Origin of the sequence: Actinomadura sp. J1-007, assembly GCF_009793335.1 — a bacterium.
GTDB lineage: Bacteria > Actinomycetota > Actinomycetes > Streptosporangiales > Streptosporangiaceae > Spirillospora > Spirillospora yumaensis.
Genome location: NZ_WING01000001.1, coordinates 7,199,133 through 7,219,883, shown reverse-complemented (window position 1 = coordinate 7,219,883; position 20,751 = coordinate 7,199,133). Strand labels below are relative to the sequence as shown.

Here is a 20,751-nt window from a genome sequence, read left to right as displayed (position 1 = left end):
ATCGTGCGGTGATCGTGCCTTCGGCCTTGCTCGCGTCCTTCAGACCCGGCGTCGCACCGCGGGACGCCCGTCCGGGAGCCGTCGCGTGCGGAGCGGCACGCTTACTTCCTTGCTCGGTCTCTCTGTTAATGTAAGAGAAGTTTGTAAGAAGGAGGCGCGATCGTGCCGGGGGCCCGGACCGCGGGCCCGGTACCGTCGCCAGGGAGTGGAGCTGAGAGATGCCGGCATCCATCAAGCGCACATCGCTCACCGACCAGGCGACTGAGGCGATCATCCAGCTGATCCAGGAGCGCAACCTGCGCGATGGCGATCAGATGCCGGGCACCGGGGAACTGGCGGAGATGCTCAACGTGAGCGTGCCGGTGGTCCGTGAAGCGGTCGCGGGCCTGTCGGCCATCGGGTTGCTCAAGCGCCACCAGGGCCGGGAGAGCACGGTCTCGACGCCGGACTCGACCCACATGTCGAGGCTGTTCGCACTCCGCATCCTCGGCACCTCCGTCGACGACGAGCAGCTACAGCAGTTCCGCGAGATCGTGGAGGTCGGCAACGCCCGGCTCGCCGCGCGCAACCACACGCCCGAACACCTCGCCTCCCTGCACGAGGCGCTGGACGCGCTGAGGTCGGTCCGCGACGCCGAGCACCTGCACGAGGCGGACGTCGCCTTCCACGCGGCCGTCTCGCAAGCGGCCGGCAACGACCTCTGCGAGCTCACGCTCGAGTCGCTGGAGCCCCTGCTGCGGCGGCTTCGCCGCCGGGTGTGGAATGGATGGGTCAACGCCGGCGGCCGGGTCGAGGCGATCATCGATGCGCACCGGGTGATCCTGACCGCCATCGAGGCCGCGGACGAGAACGCCGCGGCCACCGCGATGGCCGTCCACCTCGAACAGGCCCGGCTCGGCCTCGAGGAGTCGATCTGCGACGGCGACCACGAGGTGGCGGGCACCGCCGGCTTCCCGCCGGACGCACCGGATCAGGCGACGAGCGACGTCACCGCATGACCGGGTCCACCGCGCCGAGCAGGTCCAGGTCCCCTCGGCGCGGCAGCCCTTCCCAGTCGCCGGTGCTGAGGCAGGCGAAGGCGCCCGCGGTCACCGCGGTCGCCAGCCGAGCGTCCATGGAACCGCCGAGTTGGAGTTCGGCCAGGTAGCCGGCGACGAACGCGTCACCGGCGCCCACTGTGTCGACGGGATCGACGGGAACGGCACTGCGGGCGTGGAGTTCGCCTCCTTCGAGCGCCAGGCAGCCGTCCGCGCCGAGCTTCACGACGATCTGGCCGGCCCCGATTCGCCCGAGCTCCCGGGCGGTGGCCTCGGCGGTCGCCGCGGCGCCGGTGAGGAGCGACGCCTCGTCCAGTCCGGCGAAGATGATGTCGGCGCGCTGCGCGACCTCGCGGTAGATGTCCGCGGCCGCGCGGTGACGGCGGAGCGTCGCGCGGTGGTTGACATCGAAGGAGACCAGCGCGTCGTTCGCACGTGCGATGTCGATCGCGTGGTGCACGGCCTTCTCCGCCGACGCGGAAAGGCTCGCCGTAATGCCCGAGACGTGCAGGACGTCGTTCGCCTGGACGAGGCCGGCGGGGATGTCCGCGGGACCGAGTCGGCTGCCGGCGCTGTCCCCGCGGTAGTACAGCACGCGTGACATTGCCGGCACCGGTGATTCCTTCAGCATGAGGGCGGTCGGGCGGTCGGCGTCGATCCCCGCGTGGACCTCGACGCCTTCGGCGCGGAGCTCCCGCACGATGCGGTCACCGATGACGTCCCGGCCGACCCGTCCGATCCAGCGCGCGGATCCGCCGAGCCGGGACACCCCGATGGCGACGTTCGACTCGGCGCCGCCGAAGGTCAGGCGAAGCCGGTCGACGGTCGCGAGCGAGCCGCTCTCCTCGGCCCGAAGCAGGCCGAGGGACTCCCCCACGGCGACCACGGTCATGTCGCGGCTTCCGCCCGCAGGCGTTGAGACGCCTCGCGGGCCGGCGTTTCGATGGCCGCGTGATCACGTGCCTCGACGGCCGACCATGGCAGCCTCCAACCGCCCGCTCGCATCGCGCGCTGCGCCCCCGTCGCCGCCGCGATGCCCGGGAGGGTCGGGCTGCCCCGATTGGCGGCCGCCCGCAGCACGTCGTCGTCGAGGCCGGGAGCGACGGTGAACGCGGCGCCTGCGCGGGCGACCGGCTCGATGTCCCGCACCGTCCGCACGGTCCCAGCGCCAACGAGGATGTCGGTGTCCGCTGTGACCCGTTCGATGGCGGGGATGCCCGCGCGGGTGCGGAGCGTGATCTCGATAGCGCCGATGCCGCCCGCCCGGAGCGCACCGGCCGCTGGCGGCGCGTCCTCAGCATGGGTCGGGGTGACGGCGGGGAGCATCCGTTCCTGGACGATCCGCTCGAAAACGATCACCGGGACCCCCAGTCCACCCGCTCGCCGGCGGCGGCGACCCGGTACGGCAGGGCGGCGGCCGCGGCCGCGGCCTCGAATGTCGCAAGCGCGTCCGGCTCGACGTTCTGCGCGAACATGTCGTAGTGCATCGGCAGGGCCAGCGGGCGCCCGGCCTCGACCGCCAGCCGCACCGCCTCGCGCGCCGTCATGTTGCCGGCGAACCCCATGAGTCGGCGCTCCTCGTCGCGCCCGTTGATCGGCAGGGCGATCAGATCGACCGCCTTGTCGGCGAGCGTCCGTGCGACGCGGGCGTGGGCCAGGCTGTCGCCGAGGTGGGCGAGCCGGACGCGCGCGTCGCCGACCACGAATCCGAGATACCGGGCCGAGCCGTCCGCCTCATCGAACTCCTCGTGCGGGACCGCGTAGCCTTCGACGTACCAATCGTCGAACTCGGTGCGGGACCCGTCGCCGAGCACGACCACCTGCTCGGCGCGCCAGCCGAGGTCTTCGAAGGCCTTCCCGCAGGCGGCCGGGCCGACGATGCGTGCGCCGGGGTTGGTCCGGGCCAGCGTCCGGATCGTCGGCACGTCGAGGTGGTCGAGATGGTCGTGGCTGACCAGGACCGCGTCGAGGAAGTCGATCTCGGCCGGGTCGAGCGGCGCGCGGGTCAGCCGGCGATGGTCGAAGGGCGGCCCGAGTACCGCCTCGCCGTGGTTGCTCAGGTACGGGTCGATCGCCAGCGTCGCGCCGGGGAGGCGGACGACCAGGCCCGATTGGCCGAGTCGCCACAGCGACGCGGAACCGGGTTCCGGCGCCGAGGCGAGGATGTCGCCGACGAGCCGCGCACCGTGGACGATCGGCTCGATCATGGTCATCGGGTCACCACCGCGACGCCGCACGGCGGCACCGTCACCACGGCCCGGCCCCGGGCGACCGTCACCCGTCGCTCCCGCACGGTGAGGGTCTCCGGAGCGTCGAGGGTGTTCACCGCCCACAGATCCGGTCCGTCGACCCAGCGCACGATCGCCTCGCCGTCGGCGAGGCCGAGCACGGACACCTCGGCCGCCTCCGCGACGCCGCGGTTGACCAGGAACACGCTCATCGCGTCGCCGTGACGTGTCGCTGACGCGCTGAGCGCCGGGGCCCGGCGCGGGCTGCTCAGGTCGCCGTGGGTCATGGCGTGCGGGGCGAGCCGGTCCAGCGGCGGGACGTCGATCACGGCCGACTCGACATCGACGGCGAGCGACGTGCCGCGTGCGTGCGCCTCGTACAGCTGCGCGACCAGGAAGGCGACCGTGCCGAACACTCGGTCGTCGTCGGTCTGGATGGGCGCGAGGCAGTTGACGAGATGGCTGATGACGGCGATCGGCGTCCGTTCGGCGTTGGCCAGCAGCGCGTTGTAGCAGCCCGCGAAGAACGCCGCGTTGCCCAGCGGGTGGTTCGTGCCCAGGTGGTCGTCGAACTGGACCATGCGGTTCCACTCGTCCAGCGACAGGCCGATGGCGCGCCCGGGAACCATCTCGTCGTTGAAGGCGGCCGTGTCGCGCAGGATGTCCGCGAGCTGGTCGGGCGAGGTGTTGAGCCGCAGCAGGTCGTTCTCGTCGTCGAGGGGCCGCCCGATCATGCCCGGGAAGTACCAGTGCACGGACAGCAGGTCGATGACGTCGCCGCAGGCCTTGAGGACACCGCTGTTCCAGTCTCGGGCCCTGTACGTCGTCAGGCCCAGCCCCTCCTCATCGGATCCCATGATCTCTGTCTCGCCCGAGACGGGGAGTCCGACCGCCACGAGTTTGATGGCCGGGTCGACGAGGCGCATGGCCCGGGCGAACTCGGCGACGCGCTCGCCGTAGGCGGCAGGCGTGTCGTGCCCGTACTCGTGGGAACCCCAGGTCTCATTGCCGATGGACCACCAGGTGACCGTGCGGGGCGACTCGCGGTCGACATTGCAGTACCGCACCCAGTCGGCGGCCTCCTCGGGCGTCCCGGTACCGATGTTGACCACGAGGAACGGTTCGGCGTCGACGTCGAGGCAGTACCGCAGGAACTCGTCGGTGCCGAACGCGTTGGTCTCGGCCGGGCCGACCAGCCGGCCGAGGGCCTCCGCGCCCGACGCCAGTCGGGAGTCCGCCCCGAAGCGCTGCATCCGTTGCGGCAGGCCGGTCCAAAAGGTCTCCGTGACCGTCGGCCGCTCATGGCGCGGCCCGACACCGTCGCGCCAGTGGTAGTCGCTGGAGAAACAGCCGCCGGGATACCGCAGCAGGCGTACGCCCATCCGGGTCACGGCGTCTCGGGTGTCGGCGCGGGCCTCGTCCCGCTGGACGTCCCACACCCCGGGGTACACGGTGCGGCCGAAATGCTCGATCATGCCGCCGAACATGAAGGGTGAGATCGTGCCGAGCGTGCGCTCGGTCACGCTCACGGTTCCAGTCGTCACGGGTGTCTCCTCAGGCTGGTCGAAGGTGCGCGTCACAGTGACGCCGTTGGCGATTCCAGGCGCCTTTTGCGGCGCTCCGCCTGGAGTACGGGGTCCGGCAGCGGTGCGGCCTCCGCCAGCGCCCGCGTGTACGGATCGGCGGGGTCGGTGGCGATCTTCTCGCTCGCGCCGAGCTCGACCAGGCGGCCGTGCCGGATCACCGCCGTCCGGTCCGCGATGTGCCGCACGACGTCGAGGTCGTGCGAGATGAACAGGTAGGCGACCCCGGTCCGGTCCTGCAGCTCGTTGAACAGTTCCAGCACGCGCGCCTGGGTCGAGAGGTCCAGCGCGCTCACCGGCTCGTCGCAAATGATCAGCCGGGGCGCCCGGCAGAGCGCCCGCGCGATCGCGATCCGCTGACGCTGGCCACCGGAGAACTCCCGTGCCCGGCGCCGGCCGGCGTCCTTGGGCAGATGCACCTCATCGAGCAGTCGGCGAACCCGCTGCAATGCCTGCGCGCGCGTCAGTGCGGGGTCGCTGAGCAGCGGCTCGACGAGAATGTCCTCGACGGACATGGCCGGGTTCAGCGAGCTGAACGGATCCTGGAACACGACCTGGATGTCGGCGCTGAGCTCGCGCCGCGCGGTCCCCGAGAGGTTCGCGATACTGCGGCCGTCCCAGCGGATGTCGCCGGACGTCACCCGGGCCAGGCCCAGGATCGCCCGCCCGAGCGTCGACTTGCCGGAGCCTGACTCGCCCACCAGCCCCAGCGTCTCGCCCTGGCGGACGTCCAGGCTGACGTCGTCCAGTGCGACGAACGCCGCGCCGCGCGGGCCCGGGTAGCTCACCTGGAGGCGCTCGACCTCCAGCACGACCTCGCCGATCTGCTGCCGGCCGACCTCGCGCGGCGGGAGGCGCGAGGGCATCGCGTCGAGCAGAGCGATCGTGTACGGGTCCCGCGGCTGGGTGAACAGGTGCTGGACGTCGGCGTCCTCCACCACGTGGCCGTCGCGCAGGACGGCCACGCGGTCGCAGATGTCGGCCACCACGCCCAGGTCGTGGGTGACCAGCACGGTGGCCAGCCCTCGTTCGGCGACCAGCGAGCGCAGCAGATCGAGCACCTCGGCCTGCACCGTCACGTCCAGGGCCGTCGTCGGCTCGTCGGCGACGATGAGGCGCGGCTCGCACGAGACGGCGGCGGCGATGAGCACGCGCTGGGCCATGCCGCCCGAGATCTCGTGCGGGTGGCTGCGGAACGTCCGTTCGGGGTCGGTGATGCCGACCCGGGTCAGCAGTTCGAGCGCCTGGCGTTTGGCCTCTGCGCGGGACAGCCGCAGGTGCTGCCGCATCGGCTCGATGAGCTGCGAACCGATGGTGAAACTCGGATCGAGGTTGGACATCGGCTCCTGCGGGATGTAGCCGATCGCCCTGCCCCGCAGGCGGTTCAGCTCCTTGGGCGACAGCGCGGTGAGGTCCCGGCCGTCGAAGAGCACGGTCCCGTTCGTGACGGCGCCCCCGGTGGACAGCAGCCCGAGAACGCCGAGCACCGACTGGGTCTTGCCCGAGCCCGACTCGCCGACCAGCCCGAGGATCTCGCCTTCGCGGACGAAGAAGTCGATGTGCTCCACGACCTTGGCGTCCTTGCCGTCGGCACGGTACGTGATGCCCAGGTCGCGGACGTCGAGCAGTCCTCGCGGGGCATCGGATCCCGGCGCCGGCACGCGCCGGCGGGCGCGGCGCGAGGGTGTGGAGCTCTCGCTCGCCAGGTCACGGCCGACCGAGGCCATGAGCATCGGGCACAGCACCGTCAGTGCGACGGCGACCGCGGGCGGGACGACGAGGAAGGAGTTGCCGTAGATGGTGCTGAAGCCGTCCTGGAGCATGGAGCCCCAGCTCGCCGCCGTCGCATCGCCGACACCGATGAACTCCAGGCCGGCCTGCACGATGAGAGCGACACCGAAGATGAACCCGGTCTGGATGAGGGCCACCGGGAACACGACGGCGAGGATGTGGCGGCCGATGATCGAGGTGTCGCTGATCCCGGCGACCTTGGCCGCGTCGATGTACAGCTCGCGCCGGACGTCGATCACCGCGGCGCGGACCGGCCGGAACACCGCGGGCAGCAGCAGCACGCCGAACACGGCCATGATGGCGTACGGGCTGGAGCCGATGGCGGCGGCCACCGCGAGCAGCGCGACGATCGCCGGCAACGCCTGCACAAGGCTGGAAACCCAGTTCAGCGCCCGGTCGATCCATCCGCCGTAATAGCCGGCGACGAGGCCGAGCGGCAGGCCCAGAACCAGGGCGACCGCGGTGGCGATCAACCCGGCCAGCAGGGTCGCCTGGCCGCCGTGCAGCAGCCGGCTCAGTACGTCACGCCCGGAGGAGTCCGTGCCGAGCAGGTGCTCAGCGGTCGGTCCGGCCAGCGAGTGCAGGGGGTCGGTCGCGTTCGGCGACCTGAGGCCGAGCAGCGGCGCGGCGAAACAGGCGATGATCATGAGCGTGAGCACCGCGGCCGGGACGAGCATCCCCGGGCTTCGCAGCAGCCGCCGCCATGCGCCCGAACGCGGTCGCGGCGCTGCCGCGGTGGGATCGACGACCTCGCTCATGATGCGCGCACCTTCGGGTTGAGCCACGCCGAGGCGAGGTCGATGAGCAGGTTCACGAGGACGACGACCACGACGACGGTCACGACCGCGCCCTGGATCACCGGCTCGTCGCGCTGCGTCGACGCGCTGACCGTCAAGGCGGCCATGCCCGGCAGCGCGAACATGTTCTCGATGATGACGGCGCCGCTGAGCAGGCTGATGAACTGCAACGACAGCACGGTCAACGCCACCGGAGCGGAATTGCGCAGCACGTGCTTGAGGTAGACGGTGCTGCCGCGCAGACCGCGCCCGCGCAGCGACCGGACGTAGTCCTGCTGAAGGACGAAGACCGCGGCGTTGCGCATCTGCTGGGCCACCGCGGCGATCGCGCCCACGGCGAGCGCCGCGACGGGCAGGGTGATCGACCGAGCCCACCGGGTCGGATCCACCGTGAGATCGGTGTAGCCGGTGGCCGGCAGCGCCCTCAGACGGACGGCGAAGACCCCCAGGAGCACGATCGCGACGATGAAGTTGGGGATCGCGAAACCGCCGATCGAGAGCGGTTGCAGGAGCCGGTCGGCGAAGCCGCGCCGAACGGCGGCCAGCAGGCCGAGAGCTGTGCCGATGACACCCGCGACCACCGTGGCCACCAGCGCGATGGACAGTGTGACCGGCAGCCGGCTCGCGATCGAGGACGCCACGTCCTGGCCGGTGAACCAGGACGAGCCGAGGCTGCCGGTCGCCGCGTGGCCCAGCCAACGCGCGTACGCGACGAGCACGTTCTCGTCGAGCCCGAGTTCGGCGCGCTTGTCCGCCACCTGCTGGGCGGTCGCGGAGACCCCCAGAATCGTGCGCGCCGGGTCGCCCGGCACGAGCCGGGACAGCAGGAACGACAGCAGCGAGACGACGAAGACCAACAGGACGGCCGAGCCGACCCGCTTCGCCGTGTAGGCGATCATGCGGCAGCGCCGGGTCGCGGGACCGAGCCGGGCAGGGCCGCGTCGTGGGCAACCTTCACGGAGACCTCCAGGAACATCCCATCTGGCACTACGGCCGGATGATATCAGCTAGTAATAGAAGTTGATAAGCTGCTTGGACGTGGAAAGACGCCCGCCGGCACGTGAGGGATCAGCGACGCAGCCGCACCGTCGCACGGGAGTCCCGCGACGACGCCGCCGCCTCGACCGTGAAGGTCCCAGTGGGCAACGACCAGACCTTGTCCGTCACCGACCACACCGACAGGTACTTCGCCGCCACATCGATGGTCACCGTCCTGGTCTCTCCCGACCGGAGTTCGACCTTCGCCCAGCCGACGAGACGCCGGGGCGCCGCCGCGGTCTCGGGCAGCGTCGCGTACACCTGCACGGTCTCCTTGCCGTCCACGGCTCCGGCGTTGCGCACGCTGACGGTGACGCGGGCGCCTTCGGGTGTCCACTGCGCGTCGACGGCGCCGTACTCGTAATCGGTGTACGAGAGTCCGTGGCCGAAGGGGAAGGCCACCGGCCGGTCGCCGGCGTCGTACCACTTGTAGCCCAGTAGCAGTCCCTCGTCGTAGACCGCGTCGAAGTACTCGCCCTGCTGTTCCTTGAGCAGGTTGACCAGGGACAGCTCGACCGGCCCGCGCCGGTCCGGCTGCGGGGGCGGCGGGAAGACCGTCCGGTGGGGCAGATCGTCCTCACTGCGCGGGAACGTCAGCGGAGTCTTTCCCGAGGGGTTGACGCGGCCCGTGAGGATGCGGGCGATGGCATCGCCCCCACGATGTCCGGGGTACCACGCGGCGACGACCGCCTCGACGTCGTCGAGCCACGGCATGGTCACGGCGCCGCCGGTCTCCAGGACCACCACGACACGCGGCGCCGCGGCCGCGACGGCCGCGATGAGCTCCTCCTGCCCGTCGGCGAGACCCAGGTCGGGTACGTCGAGGTGTTCGGTCGTCAGTTGCGCGGCGAACACGACGGCGACGTCGGCGTGCTGCGACGCGCTCGCCGCGGCCTCGGCGTCCGAGCCGTCGAACCAGGTGATCTCGGCGCCGGGCAGCTCCCGGCGGAGCGCCTCCAGCGGCGAGGACGGCACCCAGTACTGCGGCATCGCCCCGGGCGCGGCCTTCACCGGGTTGCCACCGATCGGCCGGACGGCGGCGGATCCGCCGCCCGACGGAACCGCGACATCCGCATGCGCACCGATGACCACGACGCTGGAGACGGCGCCGGAGAGCGGCAGCACGCCACCGTTCTTGAGCAGGACGATGCCCTCCTCAGCGATCCGCTGAGCCGTGTCGAGGTTGTCCTGCCTCGCGGATGCGGGCTTGTCCGAGGCGTCCCGGTCGAGTACCCCGACGGCGATCAGGGACCGGAGGATGCGCCGGTTCATGTCGTCCAGGCGCTCAAGGGGAACCTCGCCGCGCTCGACGGCATCCTTGAGTGCCCGGCCGAACCAGTGCGCGAGTGGGAACTCCTGGTCGAGACCGGCCAGTGCGGAGGGGACCGTGCTGTGCACGGCGCCCCAGTCGGACATCACCCACCCGCGGAAGCCCCACTCCTGCTTCAGCACCTCGCTCAGCAGGTAGTGGTTCTCGGAGCTGTAAACCCCGTTGACCCGGTTGTACGAGGTCATGACGGCGCCCACATCGCCGTCGGTGAGCGCCACCTCGAAGGCCAGCAGTTCGCCTTCGCGCAGGGACCGCTCGTCGACGACCGAGTTGACGACGAACCGGCCGGTCTCCTGGAAGTTCGCCGCGAAGTGCTTGACGGAGGCCACGACCCCGCTGTCCTGGGTGCCGAGCAACTCCTCGCGCACCATGGCGCCGGCCAGGATGGGGTCCTCGCCGCGAAACTCGAAGTTGCGCCCCGACCGCGGCTCGATCGACAGGTTCGTGGCACCGGCGAGCACGACGTTGATGCCCTGGGCTCGCGCCTCGGCTCCGAGCCGCCGGCCGAACTCCCGGACGAGCGGCTCGCTCCAGGTCGCGGTCTGGGCGACGGAGGACGGGAAGACCACGTTCTCACCGCCCGGGCGTTCGACCAGAGACGTGATGCCCACACCGGCGCCGGCGAGCTGGAGATCGGGGATGCCCAGACGCGCGATGCCGGGAACGAACCCATCGCTGCCGACCGCGCCGGGCGGCGGCGTGGTCTCGGGAGTGAGCCTGAACATCGGGTCGTCGGTCTCGGGGCCGTCCGCGCCGATGGGAATGCCCATGTAGCCGGTGACGAGCTGGATCTTCTCGTCGATGGTCATCTGCGCGACCAGGACGGCGGCCCGTTGGTCATGCTGGTCGAAAGGCACGGTGGCGCCTCACTCTCGATGTCGGGTGCCGGCTCAGTAACGGACGATGTTCTCGCTGTAGGCGCCATCGACGTAGAGCGTCGTGCCGGTGATGTAGCGAGCCGCGTCGGAGGCGAGGAAGGCCACCGCGCCCGCGACGTCGCCGGGCACGCCGATCGTGCCGGTCGGTACAGCACGCTGGAACGACTCTTCGCCGACGGCGGCGATCGTGTGCTCGTTCATCGAGGTTCGGATGACCCCGGGAGCGACCGCATTGACCCGAATGCCACGCGGGGCCAGCTCGATGGCGAGCACCTTCGTCGCCATCGACAATCCCGCTTTGGACACGCTGTAGGAGAGGTGCCGGGGATAGGGCACGCGCTCGTGGATCGACGTCACGTTGACCACCGCGGCGCCGGGGCGCGCGGTGAGGTTCTTCCGCAAGGCACCGATCAGGCGTACCGGCGCCAGCAGGTTCACGGTCAGGGTGCGGTCCCAGTCCGCCAGGCTCAGCTCGAGCGAGTCCTCCTCGACCTCATAGCCGGCGTTGTTGACGAGGATGTCGAGCGGCTCCTCCCCCAGCCGCTCGGCGATGGACGCGGGCGCGTCCCCGGTGGACAGGTCCGCTCCGATGTACCGGTACGGCAGATCCGCCGCCGGCTCCGGCGCCAGGTCCAGCACGGTGACCGACGCCCCGGCCGCGGCCAGCGCATCCGCGATGGCGGCCCCGATCCCGCGGGCGCCGCCGGTCACCAGCGCGGTGCGGCTGGACAGGCTTCCGGTGGTGCTCATGCGAAGAACTCCTCGCCCGGCTTCGCCCACCGCCGCAGCACGGCGAGATCCGGCTCGACGCCGATCCCCGGCCGATCCGACATGACGATGCGGCCGCCGACGATGAGCTCGCCGCCCACCATCTCGTCGAAGAACGGCACGTCCTGCGCGTGGAACTCCAGGGCCAGCAGGTTCGGCCAGGTCGCCGCGACCTGTGCGGCGAACGCGGTGCCGATCGGCCCGGCGATGTTGTGCGGCGCGACGGCCAGGCCGCGCTCCGCGGCGGAGGCGGCGATCCGCCGGGCCTCGGACACACCGCCGACCTTGCCCAGATCCGGCGTCACGACGGCCAGCGCGCCCGTCTCCAGCAGCGGCGCGAATCCGCGGTGACCGATCAGGTTCTCGCCCCCGCCGAGCGGAGTGGAGGTCGTCCGCGCGAGCGAGATGAGGCCGGCGACGTTCTCCGGCGGCAGTGGATCCTCAAGCCAGAGGATCGGGAAGCCTTCGAGGGCTCGGGCCAGCCGGGCCGCCGATGCCATGTCGTAGCGCCAATGCAGGTCGAAAGCGAGCTCGACCTCCGGCCCGGCCGCGTTCGAGATCGCCTCGACCATCTCCCGCGCCAGGCGCTCCGCCCCGACCGGCATGCTTCTCGAACCGGCCCGGGTCGGCACGAGACCCGGCACGTCCAGGTCGAACTTCAGCGCGTCGAACCCCTGGCGGACCGCCCGCCGGGCACGGTCGGCGAGCAGGTCGAGGTCGATCTCGCCGGTCTCGGCGTCCGGGTCGAACAGGCTCCTGCCCACCACGCCGTCCGCGACCGCCTGGTCGTCCTGCCACGGCACCGGACGGATGTCCAGCATCGGCCCCAGACTCATCAGGCCCCCGCCGCTGTGGCAGTCGGCGTAGACCCGAACCGACTCATGAAAGCGACCGCCGAGCATCTGCCACAGGGGCACGCCGAGCGCGCGGGCGTTCAGGTCCCATAGCGCCGCGTCGATGCCGGACAGCGCGTTGTGGATGATGCCGCCCACCGAGCCCGCACCCGAGGCCGCGGCCCGCAGGCGCGCGACGATGGCGTCGATGTTGCGCGCCTCCTCCCCCACCATGAGGGGCGCCATGGCACCGATGATGCTGGTGAGGCCAGGAGCGAAGAAGGACTCACCCCAGCCGACCTGGCCATCCACGGTCTCGACCCGGACGATCGTCCAGTCGAAGTTCGCCGCGACCACCGCGGTCGACACACTCTTGATCACACTCACGGCACTTCCTCGACAATTCGGATTGGTCTGGGGACGCTCTACAGCACGCCGAAACGCGCGAACGCATCCGTCGACGACATGCCCTGCTCGATCGCCTGACGAACGAAGCCCTCCGTCGAGACCTTCTCGATCGCCCGCTCGATGACCTCCTGCTCGACGTGCGTCGGCACCACCACGACTCCGTCTTCGTCCCCGAAGACAAGATCACCCGGCGCCGTACGTACGCCGCCGATCTCTATGGGGACGCGGTAATCGACCACGACCTTGCGAACGCCGGCATCCTGCGCGAAGCCGCCCCGACTGAAGACCGGCCAATCCTGCGCGAGCAAGGCACGGGTGTCGCGGTGATAACCGTCGATCACAGCACCCGCGGCTCCGTGGCCGCGCGCGGTGACCGTCAGGATCTCTCCCCAGGCCGCGGTCGGGACGGTGCCGTTCTGCGCGACGTAGACCTCGCCGGGCTCGAGCTGGTCGAGGGCCTCGGTCAGCCGACCGAACGGGCGACTCTGCGGGCCGCTCACATCAGCGATGACCACGGGCATCGCCCGCCCGACGACCTTCACCCCGGCTCGAATGCCGTGGATCTCCGGCGGCAGGAACTGATGCATGAGCCCGAGCGTGTCGAGGATGTCGCCGACGACCGGGGTATGGAGCCGCTCCCGGAGGAGGGCGAAGAGCTCGGGCTCGGAGGCCGACCTCCCATCGAAGGCCGGAGCGTCGGTTGCCAAGGTCGGACTCCCTCGCGTCATCCGCATCCACTCTGTGCGGTAGCCGCCAACCTAACTGGATATAAGAGAAGTTGGCAAGTGGCTGGCCCGTCCCCATGGGACCAGCACGAGCGTCGCGCACAAGGCGGCCAGGGCGTCGCGCCCCGTATCGGGCGTGCCGGTCAGACTCGTGCAATCAGGAACAAGAGTTTGAGTTAGGCCAGGTCAGCGGGACTTCGGGTGTGCCGGTCGGTGGGCGCGCCGCGCGCTGATCCCAGGAACATGGCGTTCTACCCACCGGCGACGAAGGCGTCATGAAGTACACGTCACCGGATCGCCTATGCAGAGTCGTTCGACCTGGGGTGGGCGGGGGTGGATGTCGAGGACGCTGTCGTGCCAGATGCAGTTCCGCCACCGACTCCTGCGACGCGCCTCGGGCCAGCAGCAGCCATCTCGCCGCAGCAACGGTCTCCATCGCCGCGCCCACATGCGGATCGGTTCCATCGTCCGCGACCGCCCCGGGTCCGGGCACCGCCATCACTGCCGCCGCCAGCCTGTGCTCAACCCAGGTCAACTCCCTCGTCGCCCGCTGGACCTGGTCCTCGGCGATGGGCCAGGACAGCGGGCACACCACGGCCCAGCATCTGGCCGTGTCGCGTTCATCGTCATGGGTGACTGCCTCGTCTAGGTGCTGGCCGGCGATTCCCCACGCCAACGCCCCGAGCGCTAAGGCCCGTACTGGTCACACGGCACGACCGTGCTTCGCCGTTGAAGGCGGTGTCGGGCCCTGGCCACCGTGGGGCTCCTCTCGCGCTCAGATCCCTACCGCGCGCCTCCCCACATCTATGGGGACATGTCTTAGATGGCCAGCAGGCGGCGGGCCGAACGGACGACGGCTTCGTCCACCAGGCGGCCGCGTTCGTCGAGGCAGACTCCGGTGCCGGCCGCGATGGCCGCGTCGTAGCGTTCGACCAGGTCGCGGGCGCGGGCCACCTCCTGCGCGGACGGGGTGAAGACCGCGTTGACCACGGGCAGCTGATCCGGGTGAATGCAGGCACGCCCCTGGAAGCCGAGCCGTTTGAGGGCCAGCGTCGACGCGCGAAGCGAATCCAGGTCACGAAAGTCGGTGCTGACGGGAGCGATCGGCGCTTCGATGCGCGCGGCGGCACTGGCCATCACGACCTGGGATCGGGCGAACAGCAGCTCGCGTCCATCGGGCCCGGGCTCTACACCGAGGTCGGCTCGCAAGTCGGCCTCGCCCATCTGGAGCCGAACGACGCGGGGGGCGCGGGCCAGGGACGGCGCGGCCAGGATCGCGGCGGCCGACTCCAACAGCGGGACGACGCCGAGCCGTTCCAGCCCGCGCTCCTTCTCAAGGTCGTCGAGCAGCTCGTCCAGAGCGGCCAGCTCGCTCACGTTCTCGGCCTTGGCCACGCACAACCCGGTCAGGCCGGGGAGGGCGACCGCACGGACGTCCGCCTCCCCCAGCCGTCCCGGATTGATCCGTACCCACAGGCGGGGTCCGCCGCCGGTGCCGCGCTCCCGCAGCCAGGAGGCGACGACGTGCCGCGCGTCGTCCTTGCGGACGAGAGGGACGGCGTCCTCCAGATCGATGATCAGCTCATCGGCGTCATGCCGTGGGGCCTTGGCGAGCTTGCCGGGCGCGTCCCCAGGGACGTACAGGGCGGATCTCATCTGATCGCCCCTCGGCCGGAGGTCAGTGCTCTCGCGATGACGGTCCGCATGATGTCGTTGGTCCCCTCTCCGAGGCTCATCACAGCTCCTCGAAGACGATGGCGACCATGTCGACGGCCGGGCCGCCGTACTCCTCAGGTGCGGTCAGCATCCGTTGCTCGTCGTTGAATGCGAATTCGATCGTTCACTCCTTGGTGAGGACGGGCAGGTGGCGGCCGTCGGGCGGCGGACGACGGTGCACGAGTCGACTGTGCCGGTGCCCGAGACCTCGGCGGAATCCAGTTCCGCGCCGCCGCAGCCGGTGCACAGCGCGCGCGGACAGTGCTGGCGGTGCCCCCACTCCAGGCGGCGCTGCACGGTCATGCGCTTCTCGCGGGTGGCGTCCCACCAGGGCGCGGTGACCTCGTCGGTCGGGACCTCGTAGGTCATCGGTCCGCTCCCAGCAGGACGGTCGCATGGGAGGGCAGCCCTCCCCCGGAGGTGTTCAGCGCGAAGTCGCCGCCGGGGCGGATGCGGCCGTCGCCGATGAAAGAGGCGGCCGCCCCCGGGGCGCGGAAGCCGAGCCCTTCGAGGGTGAGCAGCACCGTGACGGTGAACGAGTCGTACAACTGAGCCACGTCCACGTCGCCCGGCCGCAGCGCCGCCATCGCGAACGCACGACGTCCCGAATCGGGAGAGCCCGGACGCAGCAGATCGGAGGCACTGGTCATGGACGTGTTGGTGGTGGATTCGCCGTACCCGAGGACGACCGCGGGCGGGCGGGGCAGATCGCGGGCGCGTTCGAGCGAGGTCAGGACGATCGCGCCGCCGCCGTCGGTGGCCAGGCAGCAGTCGGCGGCGATCAGCGGGGAGGAGATCATCGGGGCGGCGCGGACGTCCCGGGCCGTCAAGGGGCCGGGCGCCGTACCGGTACGCCTTGGGGTTGAGCAGGGCCCGTTCATGGGCCGCGACCTCGGCGCGCTGTTCGGCCGTGGCCCGGTAGGCGGGCAGGTAGCGTCGCGCGGCCGACGCGTGGAAGGAGGCCGGGAACAGGGACCCATAGGGCGTCTCGAACCGCGCCTCTGGAGTGTGGGACTCCAGCACGCCGCCCGACGAGCGGGAGTGCGCGGAACGCTGGTTCGAGCCGCAGGAGATGACGACGGTGGCGCACTGCCCGGCGTCGATGGCCTGCACGGCGCGCGCCACGTACATGTGAGAAGTCAGACTTCAACCTCGCTCACGCTAAAGGTCTGATGTTTTATGCGTCACGGCCCTCCCCTGGTGCCGGACCTTGGGATCACTGTATGTTCCATTTTACGTAACAGCGTTCCGAGTTTCTAGGGGGACCATGGACAGCCCGCTCACCGTCGTGGAGGCCCTGTGCCGTGCCGCCGCGGCACGCCGGGCCGAGGAGCTGGTGGCCTGCTACCGCGACAGCCCGGATCTGCGGGTGTATCCCGAGGGACCGCGCTGGCTGACCGAAGGGCACGCGAAGGTGGCCGATGGCTGGCGAGCCTACGTCCGGTCGCCCATCGGGCTGACCGGGGTGGCCTGGGAGGACGGGCCCCACGTGCGGACCGGCACGGAACTGGCCTGCGTCAACGGCATCCTCCGGCTGCGGACCGCCCGCGGTACGGTCCGGCTCCGGCTCACCTGGATGCTCGACCGCGCCGAGGACGGCTGGCGCGTCGTGCACGAACACGGCTCCCAGCCCGCGCCCGATCCGTACGCGGCCGACGGCTGGATCGTTGAGGAGGGGAGATGACGGACGACGCGTCCCCCGCCTACAGGGCCCTCGCGTTGCAGAGTGAGACCCGCGCGGTGAACGGTCTGCCACCCGAAGACGCGAGGGCCGCCATGATGACGGCGATCGGCCGGGTGCGCGCCCAGGTGACCGCCGCCCGCGGCTGGGTCGGCCCGGATCTGCGGCTCGTGGTGCTCCCCGAGTACTTCCTGACCGGCTTCCCCATGGGCGAGTCGGTCGCGCTGTGGCGGGAGACCGCTGCCCTGGCCCCGGACGGCCCGGAGTACGAGGCGCTCGCCGCCATAGCCGCCGACCTCGGGATCTTCCTGTCCGGGAACGCCTACGAGAGCGACCCGCACTTCCCGGCGCTGTACTTCCAGTCCTCCTTCATCATCGACCCGCGCGGTGAGACGGTGCTGCGCTACCGGCGGCTGCACTCGATGTACTCCCCGAGCCCGTACGACGTATGGGACGCCTACCTGGACGTCTACGGGATCGACGGCGTGCTCCCCGTGGCCCGGACCGAGCTCGGCATGCTCGCGTGCGTGGCGTCCGAGGAGATCCTCTATCCCGAACTGGCCCGTGTGCTGGCGCTGCGCGGTGCGGAGGTGTTCTGTCACTCGACCTCGGAGGCGAGCAGTCCGGCGCTGCTGCCCAAGGAGATCGCCCGGCGTGCCCGCGCGACGGAGAACCTGGCCTACGTCGTGTCGGCCAACAGCGGTGGTCTGGACGGCATCGCGATCCCGCGCGATTCGACCTCCGGCGGTTCCAAGGTCGTCGACTTCGAAGGCCGGGTGCTCGCCGAGGCGGCGCAGGGCGAGAGCGTGGTGGCGACCGCCGAGCTGGACCTGGCGGCGCTGCGCCGCCACCGCGCACGACCGGGTATGGGCAACCTGCTGTCGCGTACCAAGCCCGCCCTGTGGGCCGAGGAGTACGCGCGCCACGAGGTGGAGCGGCCGAACGGACTCGACGGTGTCGTCCCGGACCGCGCGTGGTTCGTCCGGCGCCAGCGCGACTCCCTCGCCCGGCTGCGTGAGGCCGGGGTGATCCGGTGACCGACGTGTATGCGGCTCCCTGGATCCACAAGCCCCGCAACGGCGCCCCGGAACGGCCGCTGGAGCCGCCCTCGCCCGGCGAGTTGCGCGCCTTGGCCCAGCGCCTGCGGGCGGGACAGGGCGCATGGGCCGCGGCTGGGCCGCGGGGCCGGGCCGAGGTGCTGCTCCGCTGGCGGGGGCGCTGACCGCCGAGCGCGGCGGCCTGATCGACGCCCTGGTCGCCGACACCGGGCGCCGCGCGGAGTCGGAGCTGGAGGTCGACCTGGTCCTCGGCATGATCGACCGCTGGGCCCGGCTCGGACCCGACCTGCTCGCGCCCGTGCCGGGGACGCCCGCCGGGCCGCCCGGCCTGGTGATCGGCGGCGACCATGTCCCGTACCCGCTGGTCGCGGTGATCAGCCCTTGGAACTTCCCGCTGCTGCTCGGCCTCATCGACGCGATCCCCGCTCTGACGGCGGGCTGCGCGGCACTGGTCAAGCCGAGCGAGGTGACGCCGCGATTCATCGGGCCGCTGATGCGAACGGTCGCGCGGGTGCCCGAGCTGGCGGCCGTGCTGGCGGTCGTGGAGGGCGCCGGCGACGTCGGCGCCGACCTGGTCGGCCTGTCGGACCTGGTCGCGTTCACCGGCAGTGTGCCGACCGGCCGCCGGGTGGGTGAGGCCGCCGCCCGCGCCTTCGTCCCCGCCTTCCTGGAACTGGGCGGTAAGGACCCGGCGATCGTCCTCGCCGGAGCGGATCTGGAGCGGGCGAGCTCGGCCGTCCTGTGGGGCGGCACCGCCAACGCTGGACAGTCCTGCCTGTCGATCGAACGCGTCTACGTCGAACAGCCCGCCTACGACGCGTTCGTGGAGTCGCTCACCGCCAAGGCCGCCCGGGTCGGCCTGGCCCGGCCGCGGCCGGAGGACCCCGGCCTCGGGCCGCTGATCGATCCGGCGCAGGCGGCGGTGATCGAGGAGCAGCTCGCCGACGCCTACGCCAAGGGGGCGGTCGCCCGATGCGGTGGCACCGTCGAACGGCTGGACGGCGGGCACTGGTGCCGGCCGACGGTACTGACCGGCGTCGACCACTCGATGGCGGTGCTCACCCAGGAGACCTTCGGTCCCATCTTGCCGGTGATGCCGGTCGCCGACGCCGACGAGGCCGTGCGGCTGGCCAACGACAGCGCCTACGGTCTGTCGGCGGCGGTGTTCGGTCCCACCGAGGACGCGGCGATGGCCGTCGCGGCCAGGCTGGAGGCCGGCGCGATCAGCGTCAACGACGCCGCGCTCACCGCCATGGTCCAAGAGGGCGAGAAGAACTCCTTCAAGTCGTCCGGGCTCGGTGGCTCCCGCATGGGCCCGGCCTCCCTGCGACGCTTCGTGCGCCGCAGGTCGTACCTCGTCAACCGTGCCACCGGTCCCGACCCGTGGTGGCACCAGTAGGAAGGACCGTCATGGGCAGTATCCGCGCGGACATGCCGCTGCTGGCCCGGCACGCCGGCGAATGGCAGGGCACGTACACCGTGGTGGACCCGCGGGAAAGATCCTCGATCACCACGACTCGCACCTGACCTGCTCGTTCCCCGACGACGGCTCGCACGACTACTACCAGGTCAACCGCTACACCTGGGCCGACGGCCGGAGCGAGGTCCACCGGTTCCCCGGCCGCTATCTCGGAGACGGCCGGATGGGGTTCGACACCGAACGGATCAAGGGCGAGACCTGGGAACTGGACGAACGCGCCATCTACCTGCACTGGATCTACCAGGCCGAGGGGACCGACCTGCAACTGTTCGAGCTGATCGTGCTGAGCGACGACGGCATGGCGCGCAGCCGCGTCTGGCAGTGGATCAAGGAGGGAATCTGCGTCCAGCGCACCCTCATCAACGAGAAGCGCGTCGCCTGAGTCCGGGCACGCCCGCGGCCGTTCCGCCGGCGGGCGTGCCCGCTCCGCACAGCCGTACGGTTCGCGAGCGGCGCGGGGCGATGATGCGGCTCCGATGACGCGGCCCGGCCGCCGATCCGCGCCGTGCGGCGGCGGAGCAGGCCGGCAAGGACGGCCGTTCTGGACGACGGTCAGGCGTGGTGCGAACCGCGGTCGATGCCGAGGTAGGTGGATCGAAGGTGCTTCAGGTGGGCGCGCGCGGCGGCGCGGGCGCCTCGGTCGTCGCCGGCCTCGACGTACCGCAGGATCTTCCGGTGGTCGGTGTCCACCCGGTGCCAGAACCGCGGTGGCGCGTGCTCGCTCAGGAACCTCTCGTTCAGCACCCGGAACACCGGCTCGGTGACCACTCCGAGCAGCGGGTTGCCCGCGGCGTTCAGCAGGGCCGTGTGGAAATGGCGGTGAGGTTCGTAGCTCTCGGCCGGGTCGACCACCGCCGGATCGAACAGCGCGCCACGCAGCGCGGCCAAGTCCTCCTCACCGCGCCGCAACGCCGCCAGCCCCGCCGCCGGGACTTCCAGCAGCTCTCTGATCTCCAGAAGCTGGTCGACGCTGACCTGGGTGTCGACCGCCAGCAGGCTCAGGCCGGTCTGCAGATAGTCGCTGATCTGGTCGGGGCTCGGATGTTCGACGAACGTTCCGCCCGCCACGCCGCGGGCCGTGGTGACCAGATGCTGGCTGGCCAGCAGCCGCAGCGCCTCGCGCAAGGTGCTGCGGCTGACGCCGTAGTGAGCGCACAGCTCCGACTCGATCGGCAGGCGGTCACCTGGCCGGTACTCCCCCAGCACGATCCGGCGGCGCAGGTCGTCGGCGAGTTCGGCATAAGCCGGCACGGTGACCCGTCCCTTGTCTGCTCGGGTAGCGCTCACGCGGGCATCGTACGGTAAACATCAGACTTTCCATTCCCCGCCCGTTGACGGCGCGCGCACGCTGGCCGACCTCAGCTCGCGGGCGGCCCATTGCCATATGGAGAGTTGTCGCC

At 71.1% G+C, this 20,751-nt stretch carries 20 protein-coding genes; 6 read left to right on the top strand and 14 right to left on the bottom strand.

Translation table 11 applies throughout. The features are described from left to right. Positions 1-218: 218 nt before the first annotated feature. On the top strand, positions 219-998 hold the full coding sequence (locus tag GEV43_RS32825; RefSeq protein WP_160823984.1) for a FadR/GntR family transcriptional regulator: 780 nt from the start codon (positions 219-221) through the stop codon (positions 996-998). Here the strand turns inward: GEV43_RS32825 and GEV43_RS32820 are convergent. From GEV43_RS32820 to GEV43_RS32760, 13 genes are all read right to left on the bottom strand, one after another. Next, positions 988-1,929, bottom strand: coding sequence for a sugar kinase (locus GEV43_RS32820; protein ID WP_160823983.1), 942 nt, complete (start codon positions 1,927-1,929; stop codon positions 988-990). The two genes, GEV43_RS32825 and GEV43_RS32820, sit on opposite strands and share 11 nt — an antisense overlap. Further along, positions 1,926-2,396 carry a bifunctional 4-hydroxy-2-oxoglutarate aldolase/2-dehydro-3-deoxy-phosphogluconate aldolase gene (locus tag GEV43_RS32815; protein ID WP_309239964.1) on the bottom strand — a complete coding sequence of 157 codons (471 nt, stop codon included), beginning with the start codon at positions 2,394-2,396 and terminating at the stop codon, positions 1,926-1,928. The genes GEV43_RS32820 and GEV43_RS32815 overlap by 4 nt, the downstream gene beginning before the upstream one ends. After that, the gene (locus tag GEV43_RS32810; protein ID WP_160823981.1) at positions 2,393-3,250 is read right to left on the bottom strand and encodes an MBL fold metallo-hydrolase; all 858 of its coding nucleotides are present in this window, start codon (positions 3,248-3,250) and stop codon (positions 2,393-2,395) included. The genes GEV43_RS32815 and GEV43_RS32810 overlap by 4 nt, the downstream gene beginning before the upstream one ends. Then, positions 3,247-4,809 carry an alpha-L-arabinofuranosidase C-terminal domain-containing protein gene (locus tag GEV43_RS55340; RefSeq protein ID WP_160823980.1) on the bottom strand — a complete coding sequence of 521 codons (1,563 nt, stop codon included), beginning with the start codon at positions 4,807-4,809 and terminating at the stop codon, positions 3,247-3,249. Before GEV43_RS55340 ends, GEV43_RS32810 begins: the two co-directional genes overlap by 4 nt. A 32-nt stretch (positions 4,810-4,841) precedes the next feature. After that, a complete protein-coding gene (locus tag GEV43_RS32800; protein WP_160823979.1) occupies positions 4,842-7,397 on the bottom strand; it encodes a dipeptide ABC transporter ATP-binding protein in 2,556 nt (851 codons plus the stop codon). Next, complete coding sequence (locus GEV43_RS32795; RefSeq protein WP_160823978.1) at positions 7,394-8,335, bottom strand: ABC transporter permease; 942 nt, start codon at positions 8,333-8,335, stop codon at positions 7,394-7,396. The genes GEV43_RS32800 and GEV43_RS32795 overlap by 4 nt, the downstream gene beginning before the upstream one ends. 169 nt (positions 8,336-8,504) lie before the next feature. Further along, positions 8,505-10,661: a glycoside hydrolase family 3 protein gene (locus tag GEV43_RS32790; protein ID WP_160823977.1), complete on the bottom strand. Its 2,157-nt coding sequence runs from the start codon at positions 10,659-10,661 to the stop codon at positions 8,505-8,507. Positions 10,662-10,694: 33 nt separating this feature from the next. After that, positions 10,695-11,432 (bottom strand): SDR family NAD(P)-dependent oxidoreductase, encoded by a 738-nt coding sequence (locus GEV43_RS32785; protein WP_160823976.1) that lies wholly within the window; start codon positions 11,430-11,432, stop codon positions 10,695-10,697. Continuing rightward, the gene (locus GEV43_RS32780) at positions 11,429-12,640 is read right to left on the bottom strand and encodes a mandelate racemase/muconate lactonizing enzyme family protein (protein WP_160823975.1); all 1,212 of its coding nucleotides are present in this window, start codon (positions 12,638-12,640) and stop codon (positions 11,429-11,431) included. The genes GEV43_RS32785 and GEV43_RS32780 overlap by 4 nt, the downstream gene beginning before the upstream one ends. Positions 12,641-12,708: 68 nt before the next feature. Further along, positions 12,709-13,398: an RraA family protein gene (locus GEV43_RS32775; RefSeq protein WP_206681376.1), complete on the bottom strand. Its 690-nt coding sequence runs from the start codon at positions 13,396-13,398 to the stop codon at positions 12,709-12,711. Between the two features lie 837 nt (positions 13,399-14,235). Continuing rightward, positions 14,236-15,072, bottom strand: a complete 837-nt coding sequence (locus GEV43_RS32770) for a CoA ester lyase (RefSeq protein WP_160823973.1) — start codon at positions 15,070-15,072, stop codon at positions 14,236-14,238. A gap of 144 nt (positions 15,073-15,216) precedes the next feature. Beyond that, positions 15,217-15,501 (bottom strand): Zn-ribbon domain-containing OB-fold protein, encoded by a 285-nt coding sequence (locus tag GEV43_RS32765; protein WP_160823972.1) that lies wholly within the window; start codon positions 15,499-15,501, stop codon positions 15,217-15,219. Next, positions 15,498-15,962 (bottom strand): hypothetical protein, encoded by a 465-nt coding sequence (locus GEV43_RS32760; RefSeq protein ID WP_160823971.1) that lies wholly within the window; start codon positions 15,960-15,962, stop codon positions 15,498-15,500. The genes GEV43_RS32765 and GEV43_RS32760 overlap by 4 nt, the downstream gene beginning before the upstream one ends. 176 nt (positions 15,963-16,138) lie before the next feature. Here GEV43_RS32760 and GEV43_RS54135 point away from each other — a divergent pair, with 176 nt between their 5' ends. From GEV43_RS54135 to GEV43_RS32740, 5 genes are all read left to right on the top strand, one after another. After that, positions 16,139-16,267: a hypothetical protein gene (locus tag GEV43_RS54135; RefSeq protein ID WP_302931114.1), complete on the top strand. Its 129-nt coding sequence runs from the start codon at positions 16,139-16,141 to the stop codon at positions 16,265-16,267. A 132-nt stretch (positions 16,268-16,399) separates the two neighbouring features. Next, a complete protein-coding gene (locus tag GEV43_RS32755; RefSeq protein WP_160823970.1) occupies positions 16,400-16,816 on the top strand; it encodes a nuclear transport factor 2 family protein in 417 nt (138 codons plus the stop codon). Then, the gene (locus GEV43_RS32750) at positions 16,813-17,850 is read left to right on the top strand and encodes a nitrilase-related carbon-nitrogen hydrolase (RefSeq protein WP_160823969.1); all 1,038 of its coding nucleotides are present in this window, start codon (positions 16,813-16,815) and stop codon (positions 17,848-17,850) included. The genes GEV43_RS32755 and GEV43_RS32750 overlap by 4 nt, the downstream gene beginning before the upstream one ends. Positions 17,851-17,974: 124 nt before the next feature. Beyond that, positions 17,975-19,270, top strand: coding sequence for an aldehyde dehydrogenase family protein (locus tag GEV43_RS32745; protein ID WP_160823968.1), 1,296 nt, complete (start codon positions 17,975-17,977; stop codon positions 19,268-19,270). 61 nt (positions 19,271-19,331) lie between these two features. After that, positions 19,332-19,733, top strand: coding sequence for a hypothetical protein (locus GEV43_RS32740; RefSeq protein WP_206681375.1), 402 nt, complete (start codon positions 19,332-19,334; stop codon positions 19,731-19,733). Positions 19,734-19,903: 170 nt separating this feature from the next. On the opposite strand, the gene GEV43_RS55335 is transcribed toward GEV43_RS32740, so the two are convergent. Then, positions 19,904-20,638: a FadR/GntR family transcriptional regulator gene (locus GEV43_RS55335; protein WP_160823967.1), complete on the bottom strand. Its 735-nt coding sequence runs from the start codon at positions 20,636-20,638 to the stop codon at positions 19,904-19,906. Positions 20,639-20,751: the final 113 nt, after the last annotated feature.

Coding starts and splice junctions, on each gene's coding strand:
- GEV43_RS32825 (WP_160823984.1), top strand. CDS start 219: ATGCCGGCATCCATCAAGCGCACATCGCTCACCGACCAGGCGACTGAG.
- GEV43_RS32820 (WP_160823983.1), bottom strand. CDS start 1,929: ATGACCGTGGTCGCCGTGGGGGAGTCCCTCGGCCTGCTTCGGGCCGAG.
- GEV43_RS32810 (WP_160823981.1), bottom strand. CDS start 3,250: ATGACCATGATCGAGCCGATCGTCCACGGTGCGCGGCTCGTCGGCGAC.
- GEV43_RS32800 (WP_160823979.1), bottom strand. CDS start 7,397: ATGAGCGAGGTCGTCGATCCCACCGCGGCAGCGCCGCGACCGCGTTCG.
- GEV43_RS32795 (WP_160823978.1), bottom strand. CDS start 8,335: ATGATCGCCTACACGGCGAAGCGGGTCGGCTCGGCCGTCCTGTTGGTC.
- GEV43_RS32785 (WP_160823976.1), bottom strand. CDS start 11,432: ATGAGCACCACCGGAAGCCTGTCCAGCCGCACCGCGCTGGTGACCGGC.
- GEV43_RS32770 (WP_160823973.1), bottom strand. CDS start 15,072: ATGAGATCCGCCCTGTACGTCCCTGGGGACGCGCCCGGCAAGCTCGCC.
- GEV43_RS32765 (WP_160823972.1), bottom strand. CDS start 15,501: ATGACCTACGAGGTCCCGACCGACGAGGTCACCGCGCCCTGGTGGGAC.
- GEV43_RS32755 (WP_160823970.1), top strand. CDS start 16,400: ATGGACAGCCCGCTCACCGTCGTGGAGGCCCTGTGCCGTGCCGCCGCG.
- GEV43_RS32750 (WP_160823969.1), top strand. CDS start 16,813: ATGACGGACGACGCGTCCCCCGCCTACAGGGCCCTCGCGTTGCAGAGT.
- GEV43_RS32745 (WP_160823968.1), top strand. CDS start 17,975: ATGGGCCGCGGCTGGGCCGCGGGGCCGGGCCGAGGTGCTGCTCCGCTG.
- GEV43_RS32740 (WP_206681375.1), top strand. CDS start 19,332: ATGGCAGGGCACGTACACCGTGGTGGACCCGCGGGAAAGATCCTCGAT.